The sequence below is a fragment of the Thioclava pacifica DSM 10166 genome (assembly GCF_000714535.1).
GTDB classification, from domain to species: Bacteria; Pseudomonadota; Alphaproteobacteria; order Rhodobacterales; family Rhodobacteraceae; genus Thioclava; species Thioclava pacifica.
The window spans coordinates 129,204-144,162 of sequence record NZ_AUND01000038.1 but is presented as its reverse complement, the minus strand read 5'-3'; the positions used below and the strand labels follow the sequence as shown (position 1 = coordinate 144,162).

16 protein-coding genes are annotated in these 14,959 nt (G+C 63.3%); 6 read left to right on the top strand and 10 right to left on the bottom strand.

The features are described from left to right. Window positions 1–16 precede the first annotated feature (16 nt). From TP2_RS14665 to TP2_RS18095, 5 genes are all read left to right on the top strand, one after another. On the top strand, window positions 17–1,093 hold the full coding sequence (locus TP2_RS14665) for a flagellar motor switch protein FliG (RefSeq protein ID WP_038079170.1): 1,077 nt from the start codon (window positions 17–19) through the stop codon (window positions 1,091–1,093). Between the two features lie 207 nt (window positions 1,094–1,300). After that, complete coding sequence (gene gap, locus TP2_RS14660; protein ID WP_038079037.1) at window positions 1,301–2,302, top strand: type I glyceraldehyde-3-phosphate dehydrogenase; 1,002 nt, start codon at window positions 1,301–1,303, stop codon at window positions 2,300–2,302. Between the two features lie 30 nt (window positions 2,303–2,332). Beyond that, window positions 2,333–2,476 carry a hypothetical protein gene (locus TP2_RS18685; protein ID WP_038079034.1) on the top strand — a complete coding sequence of 48 codons (144 nt, stop codon included), beginning with the start codon at window positions 2,333–2,335 and terminating at the stop codon, window positions 2,474–2,476. A gap of 107 nt (window positions 2,477–2,583) precedes the next feature. Further along, window positions 2,584–3,585, top strand: a complete 1,002-nt coding sequence (gene gap / locus TP2_RS14650; protein ID WP_038079031.1) for a type I glyceraldehyde-3-phosphate dehydrogenase — start codon at window positions 2,584–2,586, stop codon at window positions 3,583–3,585. Between the two features lie 273 nt (window positions 3,586–3,858). After that, a complete protein-coding gene (locus tag TP2_RS18095; protein WP_051692676.1) occupies window positions 3,859–4,605 on the top strand; it encodes a YfdX family protein in 747 nt (248 codons plus the stop codon). Between the two features lie 83 nt (window positions 4,606–4,688). Here TP2_RS18095 and coaD read toward each other — a convergent pair whose 3' ends face one another. The 3 genes from coaD to TP2_RS14630 form a co-directional block, all read right to left on the bottom strand. Further along, window positions 4,689–5,183, bottom strand: a complete 495-nt coding sequence (gene coaD, locus TP2_RS14640) for a pantetheine-phosphate adenylyltransferase (protein WP_038079028.1) — start codon at window positions 5,181–5,183, stop codon at window positions 4,689–4,691. Window positions 5,184–5,272: 89 nt separating this feature from the next. After that, entirely contained in the window at window positions 5,273–5,707 is a 435-nt protein-coding gene (locus tag TP2_RS14635; protein ID WP_038079024.1) for a CBS domain-containing protein, read from the bottom strand. Between the two features lie 73 nt (window positions 5,708–5,780). Beyond that, window positions 5,781–6,695, bottom strand: a complete 915-nt coding sequence (locus TP2_RS14630) for a LysR family transcriptional regulator (protein WP_038079021.1) — start codon at window positions 6,693–6,695, stop codon at window positions 5,781–5,783. Window positions 6,696–6,815: 120 nt separating this feature from the next. On the opposite strand from TP2_RS14630, the gene TP2_RS14625 reads away from it, so the two are divergent. Beyond that, window positions 6,816–8,315, top strand: a complete 1,500-nt coding sequence (locus TP2_RS14625) for a CoA-acylating methylmalonate-semialdehyde dehydrogenase (RefSeq protein WP_038079018.1) — start codon at window positions 6,816–6,818, stop codon at window positions 8,313–8,315. Window positions 8,316–8,436: 121 nt separating this feature from the next. Here the strand turns inward: TP2_RS14625 and TP2_RS14620 are convergent, their stop codons facing one another. From TP2_RS14620 to TP2_RS14590, 7 genes are all read right to left on the bottom strand, one after another. Beyond that, window positions 8,437–8,787: an H-type lectin domain-containing protein gene (locus TP2_RS14620; RefSeq protein ID WP_038079016.1), complete on the bottom strand. Its 351-nt coding sequence runs from the start codon at window positions 8,785–8,787 to the stop codon at window positions 8,437–8,439. Window positions 8,788–8,890: 103 nt separating this feature from the next. Then, the gene (locus tag TP2_RS14615; RefSeq protein ID WP_038079014.1) at window positions 8,891–9,292 is read right to left on the bottom strand and encodes a F0F1 ATP synthase subunit epsilon; all 402 of its coding nucleotides are present in this window, start codon (window positions 9,290–9,292) and stop codon (window positions 8,891–8,893) included. Window positions 9,293–9,301: 9 nt separating this feature from the next. Continuing rightward, window positions 9,302–10,720 (bottom strand): F0F1 ATP synthase subunit beta, encoded by a 1,419-nt coding sequence (atpD, locus tag TP2_RS14610; protein WP_038079012.1) that lies wholly within the window; start codon window positions 10,718–10,720, stop codon window positions 9,302–9,304. 21 nt (window positions 10,721–10,741) lie between these two features. Beyond that, window positions 10,742–11,623, bottom strand: a complete 882-nt coding sequence (locus TP2_RS14605; RefSeq protein WP_038079008.1) for a F0F1 ATP synthase subunit gamma — start codon at window positions 11,621–11,623, stop codon at window positions 10,742–10,744. A 21-nt stretch (window positions 11,624–11,644) separates the two neighbouring features. Continuing rightward, window positions 11,645–13,174, bottom strand: a complete 1,530-nt coding sequence (atpA, locus tag TP2_RS14600; protein WP_038079007.1) for a F0F1 ATP synthase subunit alpha — start codon at window positions 13,172–13,174, stop codon at window positions 11,645–11,647. A gap of 2 nt (window positions 13,175–13,176) precedes the next feature. Then, on the bottom strand, window positions 13,177–13,737 hold the full coding sequence (locus TP2_RS14595) for a F0F1 ATP synthase subunit delta (protein WP_038079005.1): 561 nt from the start codon (window positions 13,735–13,737) through the stop codon (window positions 13,177–13,179). A gap of 426 nt (window positions 13,738–14,163) precedes the next feature. After that, window positions 14,164–14,922, bottom strand: a complete 759-nt coding sequence (locus TP2_RS14590; RefSeq protein WP_038079003.1) for a class I SAM-dependent methyltransferase — start codon at window positions 14,920–14,922, stop codon at window positions 14,164–14,166. Window positions 14,923–14,959 lie beyond the last annotated feature (37 nt).

Genomic DNA, 14,959 nt, shown 5'->3' with positions numbered 1-14,959 from the left:
AGGCACGGAGGGGATGGTGAACGCGATTGCGCCGATGGCGCTCGGCAATCTGGCCGGGCCTGACAATGTGAATGAGACCTCCCTTACGCCGGGGGCGGGTCGTCTGTCTCGGCGCCAGAAAGCCGCGATTATCGTTCGGCTGCTCTCATCCGAAGGGTTGAAGCTGCCGCTTTCCGAGCTGAGCGAAGATCACCAGACCGCACTGGCCGAACAGGTCGCAGAGCTACGTCTGATCGACCGCGACACGCTCGTATCCGTGGTGGAAGAGTTCTGCGAGGCGCTGGAGGCTGTCGGCCTCGCCTTCCCGGGCGGGCTTGACGGGGCGCTGTCGCTGCTTGACGGGCAACTCTCGCCCGCCGCCTCGACCCGGTTGCGCCGCCTCGCCTCGGGCAGTTCGCGCGCCGATCCGTGGGAGCGGATCACCGGCCTTTCGACAGACCTACTCCTGCCCGTTCTCGAAGAGGAAAGCACCGAGGTCGGCGCGGTGATGCTGTCGAAGCTTTCGGTGGCGAAGGCGGCGGAGCTGTTGGGGAGATTGCCCGGCGAAAAAGCCCGCCGCGTGGCCTATGCGGTTTCGCTGACCGGCAATGTCGCGCCCGAAACCGTGCAGCGGATCGGTCAGGCGCTGGCGTCTCAACTCGATGCCCAGCCAGCGAAGGCGTTCGACACCGGCCCCGTGGAACGGGTCGGCGCGATCCTGAACTACTCGGCCTCGGCCACGCGCGACGCGGTGCTCAAGGGCCTGGAGGAAGAGGATCTCGCCTTCGCCGAAGAGGTGAAGAAGGCGATCTTCACCTTCGCCAATATCCCCACCCGGATCGACCCGCGCGACATTCCCAAGATCCTGCGCAATGTCGATCAGGCGCGGCTCGTCGTCGCGCTGGCCGGGGCGAAAGGCGCGCTGGAGGCGTCAGCGGAATTCGTGCTCACGAACATGTCGCAACGCATGGCGCAGAGCCTGCGCGACGAGATGTCCAATCTCGGCAAGGTCAAGGACAAGGATGCAGAGGAGGCGATGGGCGAGATCGTCGGCGCGATCCGCGCGATGGAGGCCGCCGGAGAGATCTTCCTCGTCGCCGAGGATGACGACTAGATGCGCGCCGGGGCTGCGACTCGCTCCTGCGGGCCGCGCGACACGCGCTGCACCAGACCGGTGACGAGCAGTTTTGGAGCCCTCATGCGATCAACCGTTATCGCAAACAGCTGATGTTTTCGCTAACAAGCTGATCTGAAAGCTTTTACCGAATTGCATACAATGGTATCCCCACGCCAAATTCCGGTCCTTGCGGGGGAGTTCACCATGACCGTTACCATCGGCATCAACGGTTTCGGCCGTATCGGGCGCTGCACTCTGGCCCATATCGCGGAAGCCGCACGCAATGACGTGCAGGTCGTCAAGATCAACGCCACCGGCCCGATCGAGACCAATGCCCACCTGCTGAAATATGACAGCGTCCACGGTCGCTTCGGCGGTCCGGTGAAAGTCGAGGGCAAGACGCTCGATCTCGGCCGCGGTCCGATCGACGTGATGTCGACCTACAATCCCGACGAACTGGACTGGGACGGCGTCGATGTCGTGCTCGAATGCACCGGCAAGTTCAACGCCCGCGACAAGGCCGCCGTGCACCTCTGCCGCGGCGCGAAGCGCGTCCTCGTCTCGGCGCCCGCGACCAATGCCGACAAGACGATCGTCTACGGTGTGAACCATCGTGAACTGACCGAGGCGCATCACGTCGTCTCGAACGGGTCCTGCACCACCAACTGCCTCGCGCCGCTGGCCAAGGTTCTCAACGACGCGATCGGCATCGAATCGGGCGTGATGACGACGATCCACTCCTACACCGGCGATCAGCCCACGCTCGACCGCCGCCACAAGGATCTCTACCGCGCCCGCGCGGCTGCGATGGCGATGATCCCGACCTCAACGGGTGCGGCGAAGGCCATCGGCGAAGTGCTGCCCGAACTGAAAGGCAAGCTCGACGGGACCGCCTTGCGCGTGCCGACGCCGAATGTCTCTGCCGTCGATCTGACCTTCGAGGCCAAGAAAACCGTGACCCGCGACGAGGTGAACGAGATCGTGCGCGAGGCCGCAGCCGGTTACATGGGCATGGTGCTTGGCTATGATCCCGAGCCGAAGGTCTCGATCGACTTCAATCACACCCAGCAATCCTCTATCTTCGCCCCTGACCAGACCAAGGTCGTGGGCAAGCTGGTCCGCGTGCTGGCATGGTATGACAACGAATGGGGCTTCTCCTGCCGCATGGCCGACGTGGCTGGCGCGATGGGGCGGCTTCTGCACTGACGCGCCGACAAGGGCGCGCGAAGGGGACGGATGACCAATCGCATCGCGCTCTGGCTGGCAGGCATCATTATCGTGCTCATTTTTTCGGATGTGCTCTTCGACGGGGGGCGCATCCTTCTTTTTCTGGCAAAAGAGCTTCTTGATCTCGTTCAATATATCGCCTTCTGGCGCTAACCGTTTATCGTGGTGGTTGACCTGCGGGCGCAAACGCGCTTGTTAGCGTTAACGGGAATTCTGCCCGACACGACTCCCCGTCGGGCAGCCAGCCAGAGGAGACGGAAATGACGGTCAAGGTTGCCATCAACGGATTTGGACGGATCGGGCGTAACGTGTTGCGCGCGATCGTGGAATCGGGACGCACCGATATCGAGGTGATCGCGATCAACGATCTCGGTCCGGTCGAGACCAACGCGCATCTGCTGCAATTCGACTCCGTCCATGGCCGCTTCCCGCAAGAGGTGAAGACTGGCGAGGACTGGATCGACGCGGGCCGTGGCCCGATCAAGGTCACCGCGATCCGCGACCCGAAAGAGCTGCCCTGGGGCGATGTCGATATCGCAATGGAATGTACCGGCATCTTCACCGCGCGTGAGAAGGCCGCCTTCCACCTCGAGAACGGCTCGAAGCGGGTTCTGGTTTCGGCGCCCGCGAGCGGCGCCGACAAGACCATCGTCTATGGGGTCAACGACGGCGTGCTGACCAAGGACGATCTCGTTGTGTCGAACGCCTCGTGCACCACGAACTGCCTTTCTCCGGTGGCGAAAGCCCTCAACGACGCGATCGGCATCACCAAAGGTTTCATGACCACGATCCACTCCTATACCGGCGACCAGCCGACGCTCGACACGATGCACAAGGACCTCTATCGCGCCCGCGCGGCGGCGATGAGCATGATCCCGACCTCGACGGGCGCCGCGAAGGCCGTGGGTCTGGTGCTGCCCGAACTTGCGGGCAAGCTCGATGGGGTCGCGATCCGCGTGCCCACGCCGAATGTCTCGGTCGTCGACCTGGTCTTCGAAGCCAGCCGCGACACGAGCGTCGAAGAGGTCAATGCCGCCATCAAGGCCGCCGCCGACGGGCCGATGAAGGGCATCCTCGGCTATACCGAGCGTCCGAACGTCTCGGTCGATTTCAACCACGACCCGCACAGCTCGACCTTTGCGATGGATCAGACGAAGGTGATGGAGGGCCGCATGGTCCGCATCCTGACCTGGTATGACAATGAATGGGGCTTCTCGAACCGCATGGCCGATACGGCCGTCGCGATGGGCAAGCTGATCTGAACAAGGAGTGGGGGCTCTGCCCCCGCCCGCCGGATCGGCGGGCTCCCCCGAGATATTTCGATCAAGAAGAAGGGCGGCCCCGCGCGGGTCGCCCTTTTCCCTGTCACGGCTCACGCACAGCTCGCTGAGGGCCAGTCCAGGCTCGCGATCGCAATCGAATCGTTGAGCGCAGGTGATGGAGCCCGGAGCGCCACTGCGCGTTTTGAGGTCATGGACGGCTGATTACCGGCCGCCCACGAGAACCGGATCGAGACTTTCGAAAGGAATAGACTCATGAAACGCAACTCGAAGATTCTTGCGCTGATGCTCTCGGGCACGCTGGTCGCGGGCCCCCTCGCCTTTAACGCCCTGCCCGCCCTTGCCGATCAGGCGCAGCCCGCCGCGACGAGCCCGCAAGGCACGGATGCGGTTGCCAAGACCACGGCGAGCTCCACCGACAATGAACTGCTGAGCACAGTCGATGATGCCTATACGGCGATGCGCGAAGTGCGTGCCGCGCGTCTGGCTCTGTTTGACGGCAATACCGACATGGCGACCAAGATGACCAATGACGCGATCGCCAAGATGCAATCGGCCGAGACTTCGGAGGCGAAATGGGGGGTGCCATCGAAATCAGGCCAGCAGGGCGTGACCTATGTGCCCTTCGACAGTTCGATCACGCTGGGCGAAGATTTCATCGTGACCCCGGACAATGCCAAGGCGGTGAGTGCGGCCAATGACCAGATGGCCAAGGGCAATGCGAAAGGCGCAGCCGAGACGCTCAAGGCCAGCAATATCGACGTGTCGGTCGCAGCGGCGATGGTGCCGGCCAAGCTCTCGCTGAGCCACCTTCAGGATGCCGCGAAGCTGATCAAGGCGGGCAATTACTACGAGGCGAACCTTGCGCTGAAGGGCGTCGAGGACGGTGTGGTGATCGACCAATGGGGTCTGGCCGATCTGCCGCAGCAGGCGGGTCATGCGACCAAATCCTCTTCGAACGCGGCCGCGCCGCAAAGCACGATGACCAAGTCGAACGGCTGAGCCGGAGTTACGCGTCCCGATGGGGTGCGTGACGGGCGGGGGGATCTTCGGATCATCCCCCGCTGTCGCATTCAGAACGTGGATCAGACCGCGTATTTCGCCATCAGTTGCTCCCGCACATCCGGGGTGACGAATTTCGACACATCTCCACCGAGCCGCGCGATTTCCTTGACCAGCTTCGAAGCAATCGCCTGACGACGCGCATCGGCCATCATGAAGACCGTCTCCACCGTCGCATCGAGGGCGCGGTTCATCCCGACCATCTGGAATTCATACTCGAAATCGGCAACCGCGCGCAGGCCGCGCACGATCACGCTTGCGCCGACATCCTTGGCGCAGTCGATCAGCAGGTTTTCGAACGGGTGCACGACAATCTCGCCGCCGCGGCGCGCGGTGATCTTGGCGCATTCCGCCTGCAGCATCGCCACGCGCTCCTCGAGCGAGAACAGCGGGCCCTTGTCGCGATTGATCGCCACGCCGATCACCAGCCGATCCACCAGCGCCATCGCGCGTTCGATGATATCGAGATGGCCCAGCGTGACCGGATCGAAGGTTCCGGGGTAAAGACCGATCCGCATGGCATCCTCCCAAACTCGCCCGCAAAAGCTTTGGGCACGCAACTATATTGCGCGCCCAAATGCAAGCCCGAAGGTGCCGCAGCGCGGCATCAGTTGCCCATGATCATGCCCTGGAGCGACTCTTTCTCCATGTGAAGCTGGCTCAGACGCGCCTTGACCACGTCCCCGATTGAGATCACGCCGACCATCTTGCCCTTGTCCTGCACCGGCATGTGGCGGAAGCGGCCTTCGGTCATCTTCTCCATCACCGCTTCGGTGCTGTCCATCGGCGCACAGCACGACACGTCGCGCGTCATCACCTCGGAGGCGCGCAGCGTCAGGCAGGCCGCGCCACGCCGGGCGATCTCGCGCACCACGTCGCGTTCGGAGACGATCCCGTCGACCTGTTCGCCATCGCCTGAGACGATGACCGCGCCGATCCGCTTCGACGAAAGCGTGGCGATCACGTCGCTGAGCTTCATGTCGGGCGAGACGGTGAACACCCCGCCCTGCCCCTTCTCCTTGAGAATCTGCATAACCTGCATCGCGACCTCCCTGAAAACATCCTCTTGTTTCAAGCGTCTCACCGGTTGGCGCGATCTGTCAACTCTGTCGCGTTCACAGCCCCGCCAGAGTTGTTTCAATTGCGGCGCGTTCCAACCGGGCCACCTCGTCGCGCAGGCCTTGCCCCAGAGCCTCCGCAAACCGCGTCAGTCGCTCCGAGCGTCGATCATCGGCATGACGGATGAGCCAGAAGGCCCGATCGAGGCGAATTTCGTTTTCCAGAACGCGTACCACGCCCGGCGCGAAAGGGATCGCAAAGTCATGCACGATGCCCAGACCCGCGCCAGCCTCGATCATCCGCATCTGCACCGAAGCCGAGTTCGAGGCGAGCCCCACCACCTCCGCCCCGGTCTCGGCGAAATAATCGAGTTCCTTGTCGAAGATCATGTCGGGGATGTAGCCGATCATCCGGTGCTCCGAGAGGTCGCCCTTGTCGCGTACCGGCGGTGCCTTGGCGAGATAATCGCGATGAGCGGCGAGACTGAGGTGATAATCGGTGAGTTTCTGCACCGTCAGCCGTCCCGCTGTGGGGCGTGACACCGCGATCGCCATGTCCGCTTCGCGTTTCGAGAGGTTGAAGACGCGCGGCAGCGCGATGATCTGGATTTCCAGACCGGGGTTTTCTTCTGAGATCTTCGCGCAGACCTGCGGCAGCAGGTAATTCGCGCAACCATCGGGCGCGCCAATCCGGAGCTGCCCGGTCAGTTGCCCCGCGATCCCCGACAGCTCCTCTTCGGCGCCTGCGAAGGCCTGTTCTGCGGCCTCGGCATGGGGTAGCAGCCGGTCGCCCGCCTCCGAGAGCGCGTAGCCCTGCGGTGATTTCACGAAGAGCTTGGAGCCGAAGGCTTCTTCCAGCCGCGAGACACGTCGCCCGACCGTTGCCGCATCGAGTTTCAGGCTGCGGCCTGCCCCGGACAGGCTCTCGGCCCGCGCGACGGCAAGGAAAATACGCAAATCATCCCAGTCCATTCGGCCTCACCTTTGCGAAATTGCAAAACGCTTTTGAGTTACTTCCCCTTTTATCGGCATTTTCGCAAGGGTAGAGTTCGTGCAACCCAATCAAATGAGTCTTTGTAGGAGGAGGTTCTCATGGAAGAGATCGGTCACTGGATCAACGGCAAGCGCGTTGCTGGCACTTCGGGCCGCTTCGCCGATGTCTACAACCCCGCCACCGGCGAGATCACCGGCAAGGTCGCTCTGGCCACCCCGGCCGAGCTCGACGCCGCGATCGCGGATGCCGCGAAGGCGCAGGAAGGCTGGGCCAAGGTCAACCCGCAGCGCCGTGCCCGCGTGATGATGAAATTCGGTCAGCTCATCGAGCGCGACATGGACAAGCTCGCCGAGGTTCTCTCGAAAGAACACGGCAAGACCATCCCCGACGCGAAGGGCGACGTGCAGCGTGGCCTCGAAGTGATCGAAGTCTGCATGGGCGCGCCGTCGATGCTCAAGGGCGAATACACCGGCGACGCCGGCCCCGGCATCGACCTCTACTCGATGCGCCAGCCGCTCGGCGTTGTTGCGGGCATCACGCCCTTCAACTTCCCCGCCATGATCCCGCTGTGGAAGATGGGCCCGGCGCTCTCGGCCGGGAACGCGATGATCCTCAAGCCCTCGGAGCGCGTGCCGAACACGGCCCTGATGCTGGCTGAACTCGCGCAGGAAGCCGGTCTTCCCGATGGCGTGCTTCAGGTCGTCAACGGTGACAAGGAAGCGGTCGACACGATCCTCGACCACGAGACGATCCAGGGCGTGGGCTTCGTGGGCTCGACCCCGATCGCGCAATACATCTACGGCCGCGCCGCGACCAACGGCAAGCGCGCGCAGTGCTTCGGCGGCGCGAAGAACCACATGCTGATCATGCCCGACGCCAACATGGACATGGCCGCCGACGCGCTGATCGGCGCGGGCTACGGCGCCGCTGGCGAGCGCTGCATGGCGATCTCGGTCGCGGTTCCGGTGGGCGAAGGCACCGCCGAAGCCCTGATCGAGCGCCTCGTGCCGAAGATCGAGAAGCTCAAGGTCGGCCCCTACACCGGCGGCGACGACGTGGATTACGGCCCCGTCATCACCAAGCAGGCGCAGGAACGCATCAAGGGCCTGATCACCTCGGGTGTCGAGCAGGGCGCGGACCTCGTGGTCGATGGTCGCGACTTCTCGCTGCAGGGCTATGAGGATGGCTTCTTCGTCGGCCCGTCGCTCTTCGACAAGGTGACCCCGGATATGGACATCTACAAGGAAGAGATCTTCGGCCCGGTGCTGTCGATGGTGCGCACGAAGAACTACGAAGAGGCGCTCGATCTGGTGATCGACAACCCCTACGGCAACGGCACCGCGATCTACACCGCCGATGGCGACACCGCGCGCGACTTCGCCTCGAAGGTCAATGTCGGCATGGTCGGTATCAACTTCCCGATCCCGGTTCCGCTGAGCTACTACACCTTCGGCGGCTGGAAGAAGTCGGCCTTCGGCGACCTGAACCAATACGGCCCCGACGCCTTCCGCTTCTACACCAAGACCAAGACCGTCACGGCGCGTTGGTTCTCGGGGATCAAGGACGGCGCTGCGCTGAACTTCAAGGCGCTCGACTAAGAGAGCGCGGGGCGGCTCAAACCCGCCCTGCCCTTGCGAGACAAGAAAACGCCCCGCCGATTGGCGGGGCGTTTTTCCTTATTCCCACGGAAAACGGGCTTTGCGCGCCGTCCCAGGGGCCTTACGGAATTTCCCAGTCGTCTTCATGCAAGACGCCGCCCATCGCCATCCAATCGGCGCGCACGCGCGCGACGCGTGTATCGCCCCAGGTACGAAAGACGATGACGAAGCCCTCGGGCGTTACGCCATCGCTGGAAATATCCATACGCGAATTGTGCTTGCTGTCGACGTCCCACATCGAAAGCGAAACATGCACCATCGGCTTGGCGAGGAAAGGCTCTGGAAAGCGCACCGCCTTGCGCAGCTCGCGCGGGCCGTCGCCCGTCCACATCGTTCCGCCATCCTGAAAGTCGGAGAACAGCACAAGCGAGCCCTGCTGCATCCCCATGCGATGGCTCTCAACCGTGATCATCGAGCTTAACTTTCCTGACGTTACGGCACCCATTTTACGCAAGGGCCGCGCAAGAAAAAAGCCCCGGAAACCCGGGGCTTTTTCAACTTTTCGAACGAGGGGCTCAGCCCAGCATATGGGAGCCGAGAGCTTCCATATCGGCCAGCAGCTTCGCGGTCATGTCGGCCACCGAAGGATGCGCCTCGTCATGGACGCGGCGGGCTTCCTCGATCAGGCGATCGTGGACTTCCTTGGTGAACTCTTCCGCGGGCATCGAGCGCTCGGCCAGAACCGTCACACCCTCGGGGGTGATCTCGGCGAAGCCACCCGTCACCGCGTAGCTCTGGGTTTCCGAACGCGTCACCAGCGTCAGCTTGCCGGGCCGCAGCGTCGTCAGCATCGGTGCGTGGCCGGGCATGACCGTGAGGTCACCATCCGCGCCGGGCACCATGACCTCGACCGCTTCCTCGACAGAGGCGAGCTTGCGCTCGGGGGCGACCAGGTCAAATTGCATCGTGTCGGCCATAACGCCTCCTTACGCCGCAGCGGCGAGTTTCTCGGCTTTCGCTTTCACTTCCTCGATGCCGCCAACCATGTAGAAGGCCGCTTCGGGCAGGTGATCGTATTCGCCAGCGACAACCGCCTTGAACGAGGAGATCGTGTCCTCGAGCGGAACCTGAACGCCGTCCGAACCGGTGAACACTTTCGCAACGTCGAAGGGCTGCGAGAGGAAACGCTGGATCTTACGGGCGCGGGCCACGGTCAGCTTGTCCTCTTCCGACAGTTCGTCCATCCCGAGGATGGCGATGATGTCCTGGAGGGCCTTGTAGCGCTGGAGGATCTCCTGCACGTCACGGGCGACCTTGTAGTGCTCTTCGCCGACAACGGCCGGATCGAGGATACGCGAGGACGAGTCCAGCGGGTCCACGGCCGGGTAGATGCCGAGTTCCGAGATCGCACGCGACAGAACGGTCGTGGCGTCGAGGTGGGCGAAGGTGGTGGCCGGAGCCGGGTCGGTAAGGTCATCGGCCGGAACGTAGACGGCCTGGATCGAGGTGATCGAGCCCGCTTTCGTCGAGGTGATGCGTTCCTGCATCGCGCCCATGTCGGTGGCCAGCGTCGGCTGGTAGCCCACGGCCGAAGGGATGCGACCCAGAAGTGCAGACACTTCCGAACCCGCCTGCGTGAAGCGGAAGATGTTGTCCACGAAGAACAGAACGTCGGTGCCCGACTGATCGCGGAACTGCTCGGCCAGAGTCAGACCGGTCAGAGCAACACGCGCACGCGCACCCGGAGGCTCGTTCATCTGGCCATAGACCAGAGCCACCTGCGATTCCGACAGGTTGTCGGGCTTGATGACGTTGGATTCGATCATCTCGTGATAGAGGTCGTTGCCCTCACGGGTCCGTTCGCCAACACCGGCGAACACGGAGTAGCCCGAGTGCACCTTCGCGATGTTGTTGATCAGTTCCATGATGAGAACGGTCTTGCCCACGCCGGCGCCGCCGAACAGGCCGATCTTACCACCCTTCGAGTAGGGCGCGAGAAGGTCGATGACCTTGATGCCGGTCACGAGGATTTCCGAAGCCGTCGCCTGGCTCTCGAAGTCGGGCGCGGGCTGGTGGATCGCGCGGGTCTCGGTGGCTTCCACCGGGCCCTTCTCGTCCACGGGCTCGCCGATCACGTTCAGGATGCGGCCCAGCGTTGCGTTGCCGACCGGCACCGAGATCGGGGCGCCCATGTCTTTCACTTCCGCGCCGCGCACGAGACCTTCGGTCGCGTCCATTGCGATGGTGCGCACCGAGTTCTCACCGAGGTGCTGTGCGACCTCGAGAACGAGGCGCTTGCCATTGTTGGTGGTTTCCAGCGCGTTCAGGATCGCCGGCAGTTCGCCGTCGAACTGCACGTCGACGACGGCGCCGATGACCTGGGTCACTTTACCTTTGCTTGCCATGTCTGTCTTTCTCCGGTTCCGTCAGAGCGCCTCGGCGCCCGAAATGATTTCGATGAGTTCCTTGGTGATCGCGGCCTGGCGCGAGCGGTTGTATTCGATCGTCAGCTTGTCGATCATCTCGCCCGCGTTGCGCGTCGCGCTGTCCATTGCGGACATACGCGCACCTTGTTCCGAGGCACCGTTTTCCAGCAGAGCCGTGAAGATCTGCGTCGCGATCCCGCGCGGCAGCAGGTCAGTGAGGATCTGCGTCTCGCTGGGTTCGTAATCGTAATTGACCGTCGGCACGTGCTCCTCGCCCTCTTCCGGCTCGTAGGAAGCGGGGATGATCTGCTTGGCGGTCGGCTTTTGCGCGATCACGCTCTCGAAGATCGAGAAGAAGATCGTCGCGACATCGTACTCGCCCTTGTCGAAGCGGCCGATCAGATCGCGCGCGATCCCCTGGGCGTCGTCATAGCTCAGCTTCTTGACTTCGCTCAGGTCCACGTGACCCACGAAATACTGGCCGTATTCCCGGCGCAGCGCATCGCGGCCCTTCTTGCCGACGGTGAGGATTTTCACCTCTTTCCCTTCGGCAAGAAGCTTTTCTGCATGCTGGCGAGCCAGCTTGGCGATGTTGGCGTTGAAGCCACCGCACAGACCACGCTCGGCCGTCATCACCACGAGAAGGTGAGTCTTGTCCGAGCCCGTGCCCTTGAGCAGGCGCGGCGCCGTGTCCGAGCCCTTCACCGAGCCCGCCAGCCCCGCCATCACGGAATGCATCCGTTCGGCATAGGGGCGCGCGGCCTCGGCGCTTTCCTGGGCGCGGCGCAGCTTCGCCGCGGCGACCATTTGCATCGCCTTGGTGATCTTCCGCGTGTTCTTGACGCTTCCGATCCGGTTTTTGAGGTCCTTAAGGCTGGGCATGTCCCTGTCCTTTCAGGCCAATCACGCGAAGGTCTTGGCGAAGTCGGCGATAGCGGCTTTGAGCTTGTCGGCGGCTTCACCCTTGATCTTGGGATCTTCCTTGGTCAGCCACTCGAGGATGTCCTTGCGCGAGTTGCGCAGGTAATCCAGCAGGCCCTGCTCGAACTTACCGACTTGCGAAACCGGGATACCGTCGAGGAAGCCGTTGGTGCCGGCGAAGATGACGGCCACGATTTCCGCGTTGGTGAGCGGCGAGTATTGCGGCTGCTTCATCAGCTCGGTCAGGCGCGCACCGCGGTTCAGCAGTTTCTGGGTCGCGGCGTCGAGATCCGAGCCGAACTGGGCGAAGGCCGCCATTTCGCGATACTGGGCGAGTTCCAGCTTAACCGGGCCAGCCACGGTCTTCATCGAGTTCGTCTGAGCCGACGAGCCAACGCGCGACACCGACAGACCGGTGTTCACGGCCGGGCGGATACCCTGGTAGAAGAGTTCCGTCTCGAGGAAGATCTGACCGTCGGTGATCGAGATCACGTTGGTCGGGATGTAGGCCGACACGTCACCCGCCTGGGTTTCGATGACCGGAAGCGCGGTGAGCGAGCCCGAACCGAAGTCCTCGTTGAGCTTCGCCGAACGCTCCAGCAGGCGCGAATGGAGGTAGAACACGTCGCCCGGGTAAGCTTCACGGCCCGGCGGACGACGCAGCAGCAGCGACATCTGGCGGTAAGCCACAGCCTGCTTCGAGAGGTCATCATAGATGATCAGCGCGTGCATGCCGTTGTCGCGGAAGTATTCCGCCATCGCGGTCGCGGTGTAGGGCGCGAGGTACTGCATCGGCGCGGGGTCCGAAGCGGTCGCGGCGATCACGGTGGTGTATTCGATCGCGCCGGTTTCCTCGAGCTTCTTCACGAGCTGGGCAACGGTCGAACGCTTCTGGCCGACGGCGACGTAGAAGCAGTGCAGCTTGTTGCTGGGATCGGCGTCGTTATACGACTTCTGGTTCAGAATGGTGTCGAGCGCGATCGCGGTCTTACCGGTCTGACGGTCGCCGATGATCAGCTCGCGCTGACCACGGCCGATCGGGATCATTGCGTCAACCGACTTGAGGCCGGTCGCCATCGGCTCGTGCACCGATTTACGCGGGATGATGCCCGGGGCTTTCACGTCGGCGACGCGACGCTCTTTCGCTTCGATGGCGCCTTTGCCGTCGAGCGCATTGCCGAGACCGTCGACCACGCGGCCGAGCAGCGCTTCACCGACCGGCACGTCCACGATCGAGTTCGTGCGCTTGACGGTGTCGCCTTCTTTGATGTCCTGGTCCGAACCGAAGATAACCACACCGACGTTGTCGGTTTCGAGGTTCAGCGCCATCCCGCGGATACCACCGGGGAATTCCACCATTTCACCGGCCTGGACGTTGTCGAGGCCGTAGACGCGCGCAATACCGTCGCCAACCGACAGCACGCGGCCGACTTCGGCGACTTGGGCGTCCTGCCCGAAATTCTTGATCTGCTCCTTGAGGATCGCAGAAATCTCAGCTGCTTGGATGCCCATGTTTATCCGACCTCTTTCATGGCGTTCTTGAGGGAAGCGAGCTTCGAGCGGATCGAGGTATCGACCATGCGCGAGCCCAGCTTGACGATCATGCCGCCGATGAGGCTTTCATCGACAGCGGTGTTGAGTTTGACGGTCTTGCCCGTCTGCTTGTTCAGCACTTCGGCCAGTTTCTTGGCCTGAGCTGCGGTGAGTTCGCTGGCGGAGGTGACCTCGGCGGTCACTTCGCCCTTCTCCTCGGCGATCAGCGCGTTGAGCGACTTGAGGAGTTGCGGCAACGCGAAGAGGCGACGCTTGGCGCCCATCAGCTGCAGCCCGTTTGACATCGGCGCCGACAGACCCATCTTGCTGGCCAGAGCGCCCACGGCGGCGGCCTGCTGGTCGCGGCTGTAAACGGGCGAGGAAATCATCTCGCGCATTTCGGCCGAACCGGCCAGCGCGTCCGAAAGCGCCGTCACATCGGCTTCGAGCGCCGCGAGGGATTTGTCTTCGCGCGAAAGTTCAAAAATGGCCAGCGCGTAGCGGCCGGCGATGCTTGCGGAAATCGAAGCTGGTTCGGACACGTCCACCCTTCCGATGCTTGTTGCCCCCGCCTGCCCGTTACGGGCCCGAGAGGGCTCTCCCCCGGCGCGGGTGATCTAGTCTCTCCGCACCGCTTATCGGGGAGGCTACTAGCAGAGCAATCCCCCCCTAGCAACCATCTTGAGCACGAGAATGTGAGCAGAAGCCCGCATTTTGCGCTTCGTCGCGATAAGGTGACGAGCACGCGCCGAAAATGAGGGCGCTAACAGTAAATTCCGGGCTCAGGCGGCGATTTCGCAGAACGCGGTGATTCACCACGACAGGCTTGGCAAAACCGCGCTCCGGTTCGAAACTTTCTCGCGCTGCGAAGCCGCGCGAAAGGTGATTTCGCGCGCCTGTTATCGTTCATAAGTAAAATTTCGTGTGAGCGGGGCCGCAGGTCGCCCCCCGACCTCGGACAAATCGGATCAGACCGGGTCCGTGGCCGGTTTCACCGCTCCTTCGAGAATCGAAAGCGGCTTGCGCACCCGCGCTCCGAGGCCCGAATTGTGACGCGCGTGGACCTGCTTGGAGACCTCGAGCATCAGCACCCCGGCCGCGAGCACACCCGATACCTTCACCCCGACCCGTTCCCACATCGCGGCCGAGCGCAGCCAGAAGCGTCTGTGGCTGGGCGGGATGTAGAGCGCGCCGGTATGGCGTTCGGGCACGAACCCAGAGCGCCGCGCAAGCTGGTCGAGCTGGCCGAGCGTGTAGGGTTTGCCGAACCCGAAGGGCGTGGTCTCGCGCGGAGCCCAGAGACCGGCCCGGTTCGGCACGATGAAAAGGGCGCGTCCGCCGGGTCCAAGTACGCGCCAGCACTCTTCCATCAGCGCCTCGGAATTGTCGGAGGTCTCCAGCCCGTGCATCACGATCAGCCGATCCACCCGGCCTGTCTCGAGCGGCCAGCGCGCCTCGTCGCACAGCACCGAGACATTGGGCATCCCCGCGGGCCAGGGCATCACCCCCTGCCCCGCCGGCATCAAGCCGATCACCCGCCGCGCCGGTTCCAGATAAGGCCGCAGGAGCGGCACCGCGAAGCCGAAGCCCGCCACGGTCTGCCCTGCCATGCTCGGCCCCGTTGCGGGCCACAGCGCCTCGACCCGATCACGGATCGCCCGCTGCGCCGCCCGGCCCAGCTGCGTGCGGTAATAGAAATTCCGCAGGTCGAGAACGTCGAGATGCATTGCGCCTTCCGCTTCCTTGGGCTTAGCTATGTGACAA

What these genes read in the sequence shown, in the direction of transcription:
- gap (WP_038079037.1), top strand. Translation starts at nt 1,301, where the DNA reads ATGACCGTTACCATCGGCATCAACGGTTTCGGCCGTATCGGGCGCTGC.
- TP2_RS18685 (WP_038079034.1), top strand. Translation starts at nt 2,333, where the DNA reads ATGACCAATCGCATCGCGCTCTGGCTGGCAGGCATCATTATCGTGCTC.
- gap (WP_038079031.1), top strand. Translation starts at nt 2,584, where the DNA reads ATGACGGTCAAGGTTGCCATCAACGGATTTGGACGGATCGGGCGTAAC.
- TP2_RS18095 (WP_051692676.1), top strand. Translation starts at nt 3,859, where the DNA reads ATGAAACGCAACTCGAAGATTCTTGCGCTGATGCTCTCGGGCACGCTG.
- coaD (WP_038079028.1), bottom strand. Translation starts at nt 5,183, where the DNA reads ATGCGGATCGGTCTTTACCCCGGAACCTTCGATCCGGTCACGCTGGGC.
- TP2_RS14635 (WP_038079024.1), bottom strand. Translation starts at nt 5,707, where the DNA reads ATGCAGGTTATGCAGATTCTCAAGGAGAAGGGGCAGGGCGGGGTGTTC.
- TP2_RS14630 (WP_038079021.1), bottom strand. Translation starts at nt 6,695, where the DNA reads ATGGACTGGGATGATTTGCGTATTTTCCTTGCCGTCGCGCGGGCCGAG.
- TP2_RS14625 (WP_038079018.1), top strand. Translation starts at nt 6,816, where the DNA reads ATGGAAGAGATCGGTCACTGGATCAACGGCAAGCGCGTTGCTGGCACT.
- TP2_RS14620 (WP_038079016.1), bottom strand. Translation starts at nt 8,787, where the DNA reads ATGATCACGGTTGAGAGCCATCGCATGGGGATGCAGCAGGGCTCGCTT.
- TP2_RS14615 (WP_038079014.1), bottom strand. Translation starts at nt 9,292, where the DNA reads ATGGCCGACACGATGCAATTTGACCTGGTCGCCCCCGAGCGCAAGCTC.
- atpD (WP_038079012.1), bottom strand. Translation starts at nt 10,720, where the DNA reads ATGGCAAGCAAAGGTAAAGTGACCCAGGTCATCGGCGCCGTCGTCGAC.
- TP2_RS14605 (WP_038079008.1), bottom strand. Translation starts at nt 11,623, where the DNA reads ATGCCCAGCCTTAAGGACCTCAAAAACCGGATCGGAAGCGTCAAGAAC.
- atpA (WP_038079007.1), bottom strand. Translation starts at nt 13,174, where the DNA reads ATGGGCATCCAAGCAGCTGAGATTTCTGCGATCCTCAAGGAGCAGATC.
- TP2_RS14590 (WP_038079003.1), bottom strand. Translation starts at nt 14,922, where the DNA reads ATGCATCTCGACGTTCTCGACCTGCGGAATTTCTATTACCGCACGCAG.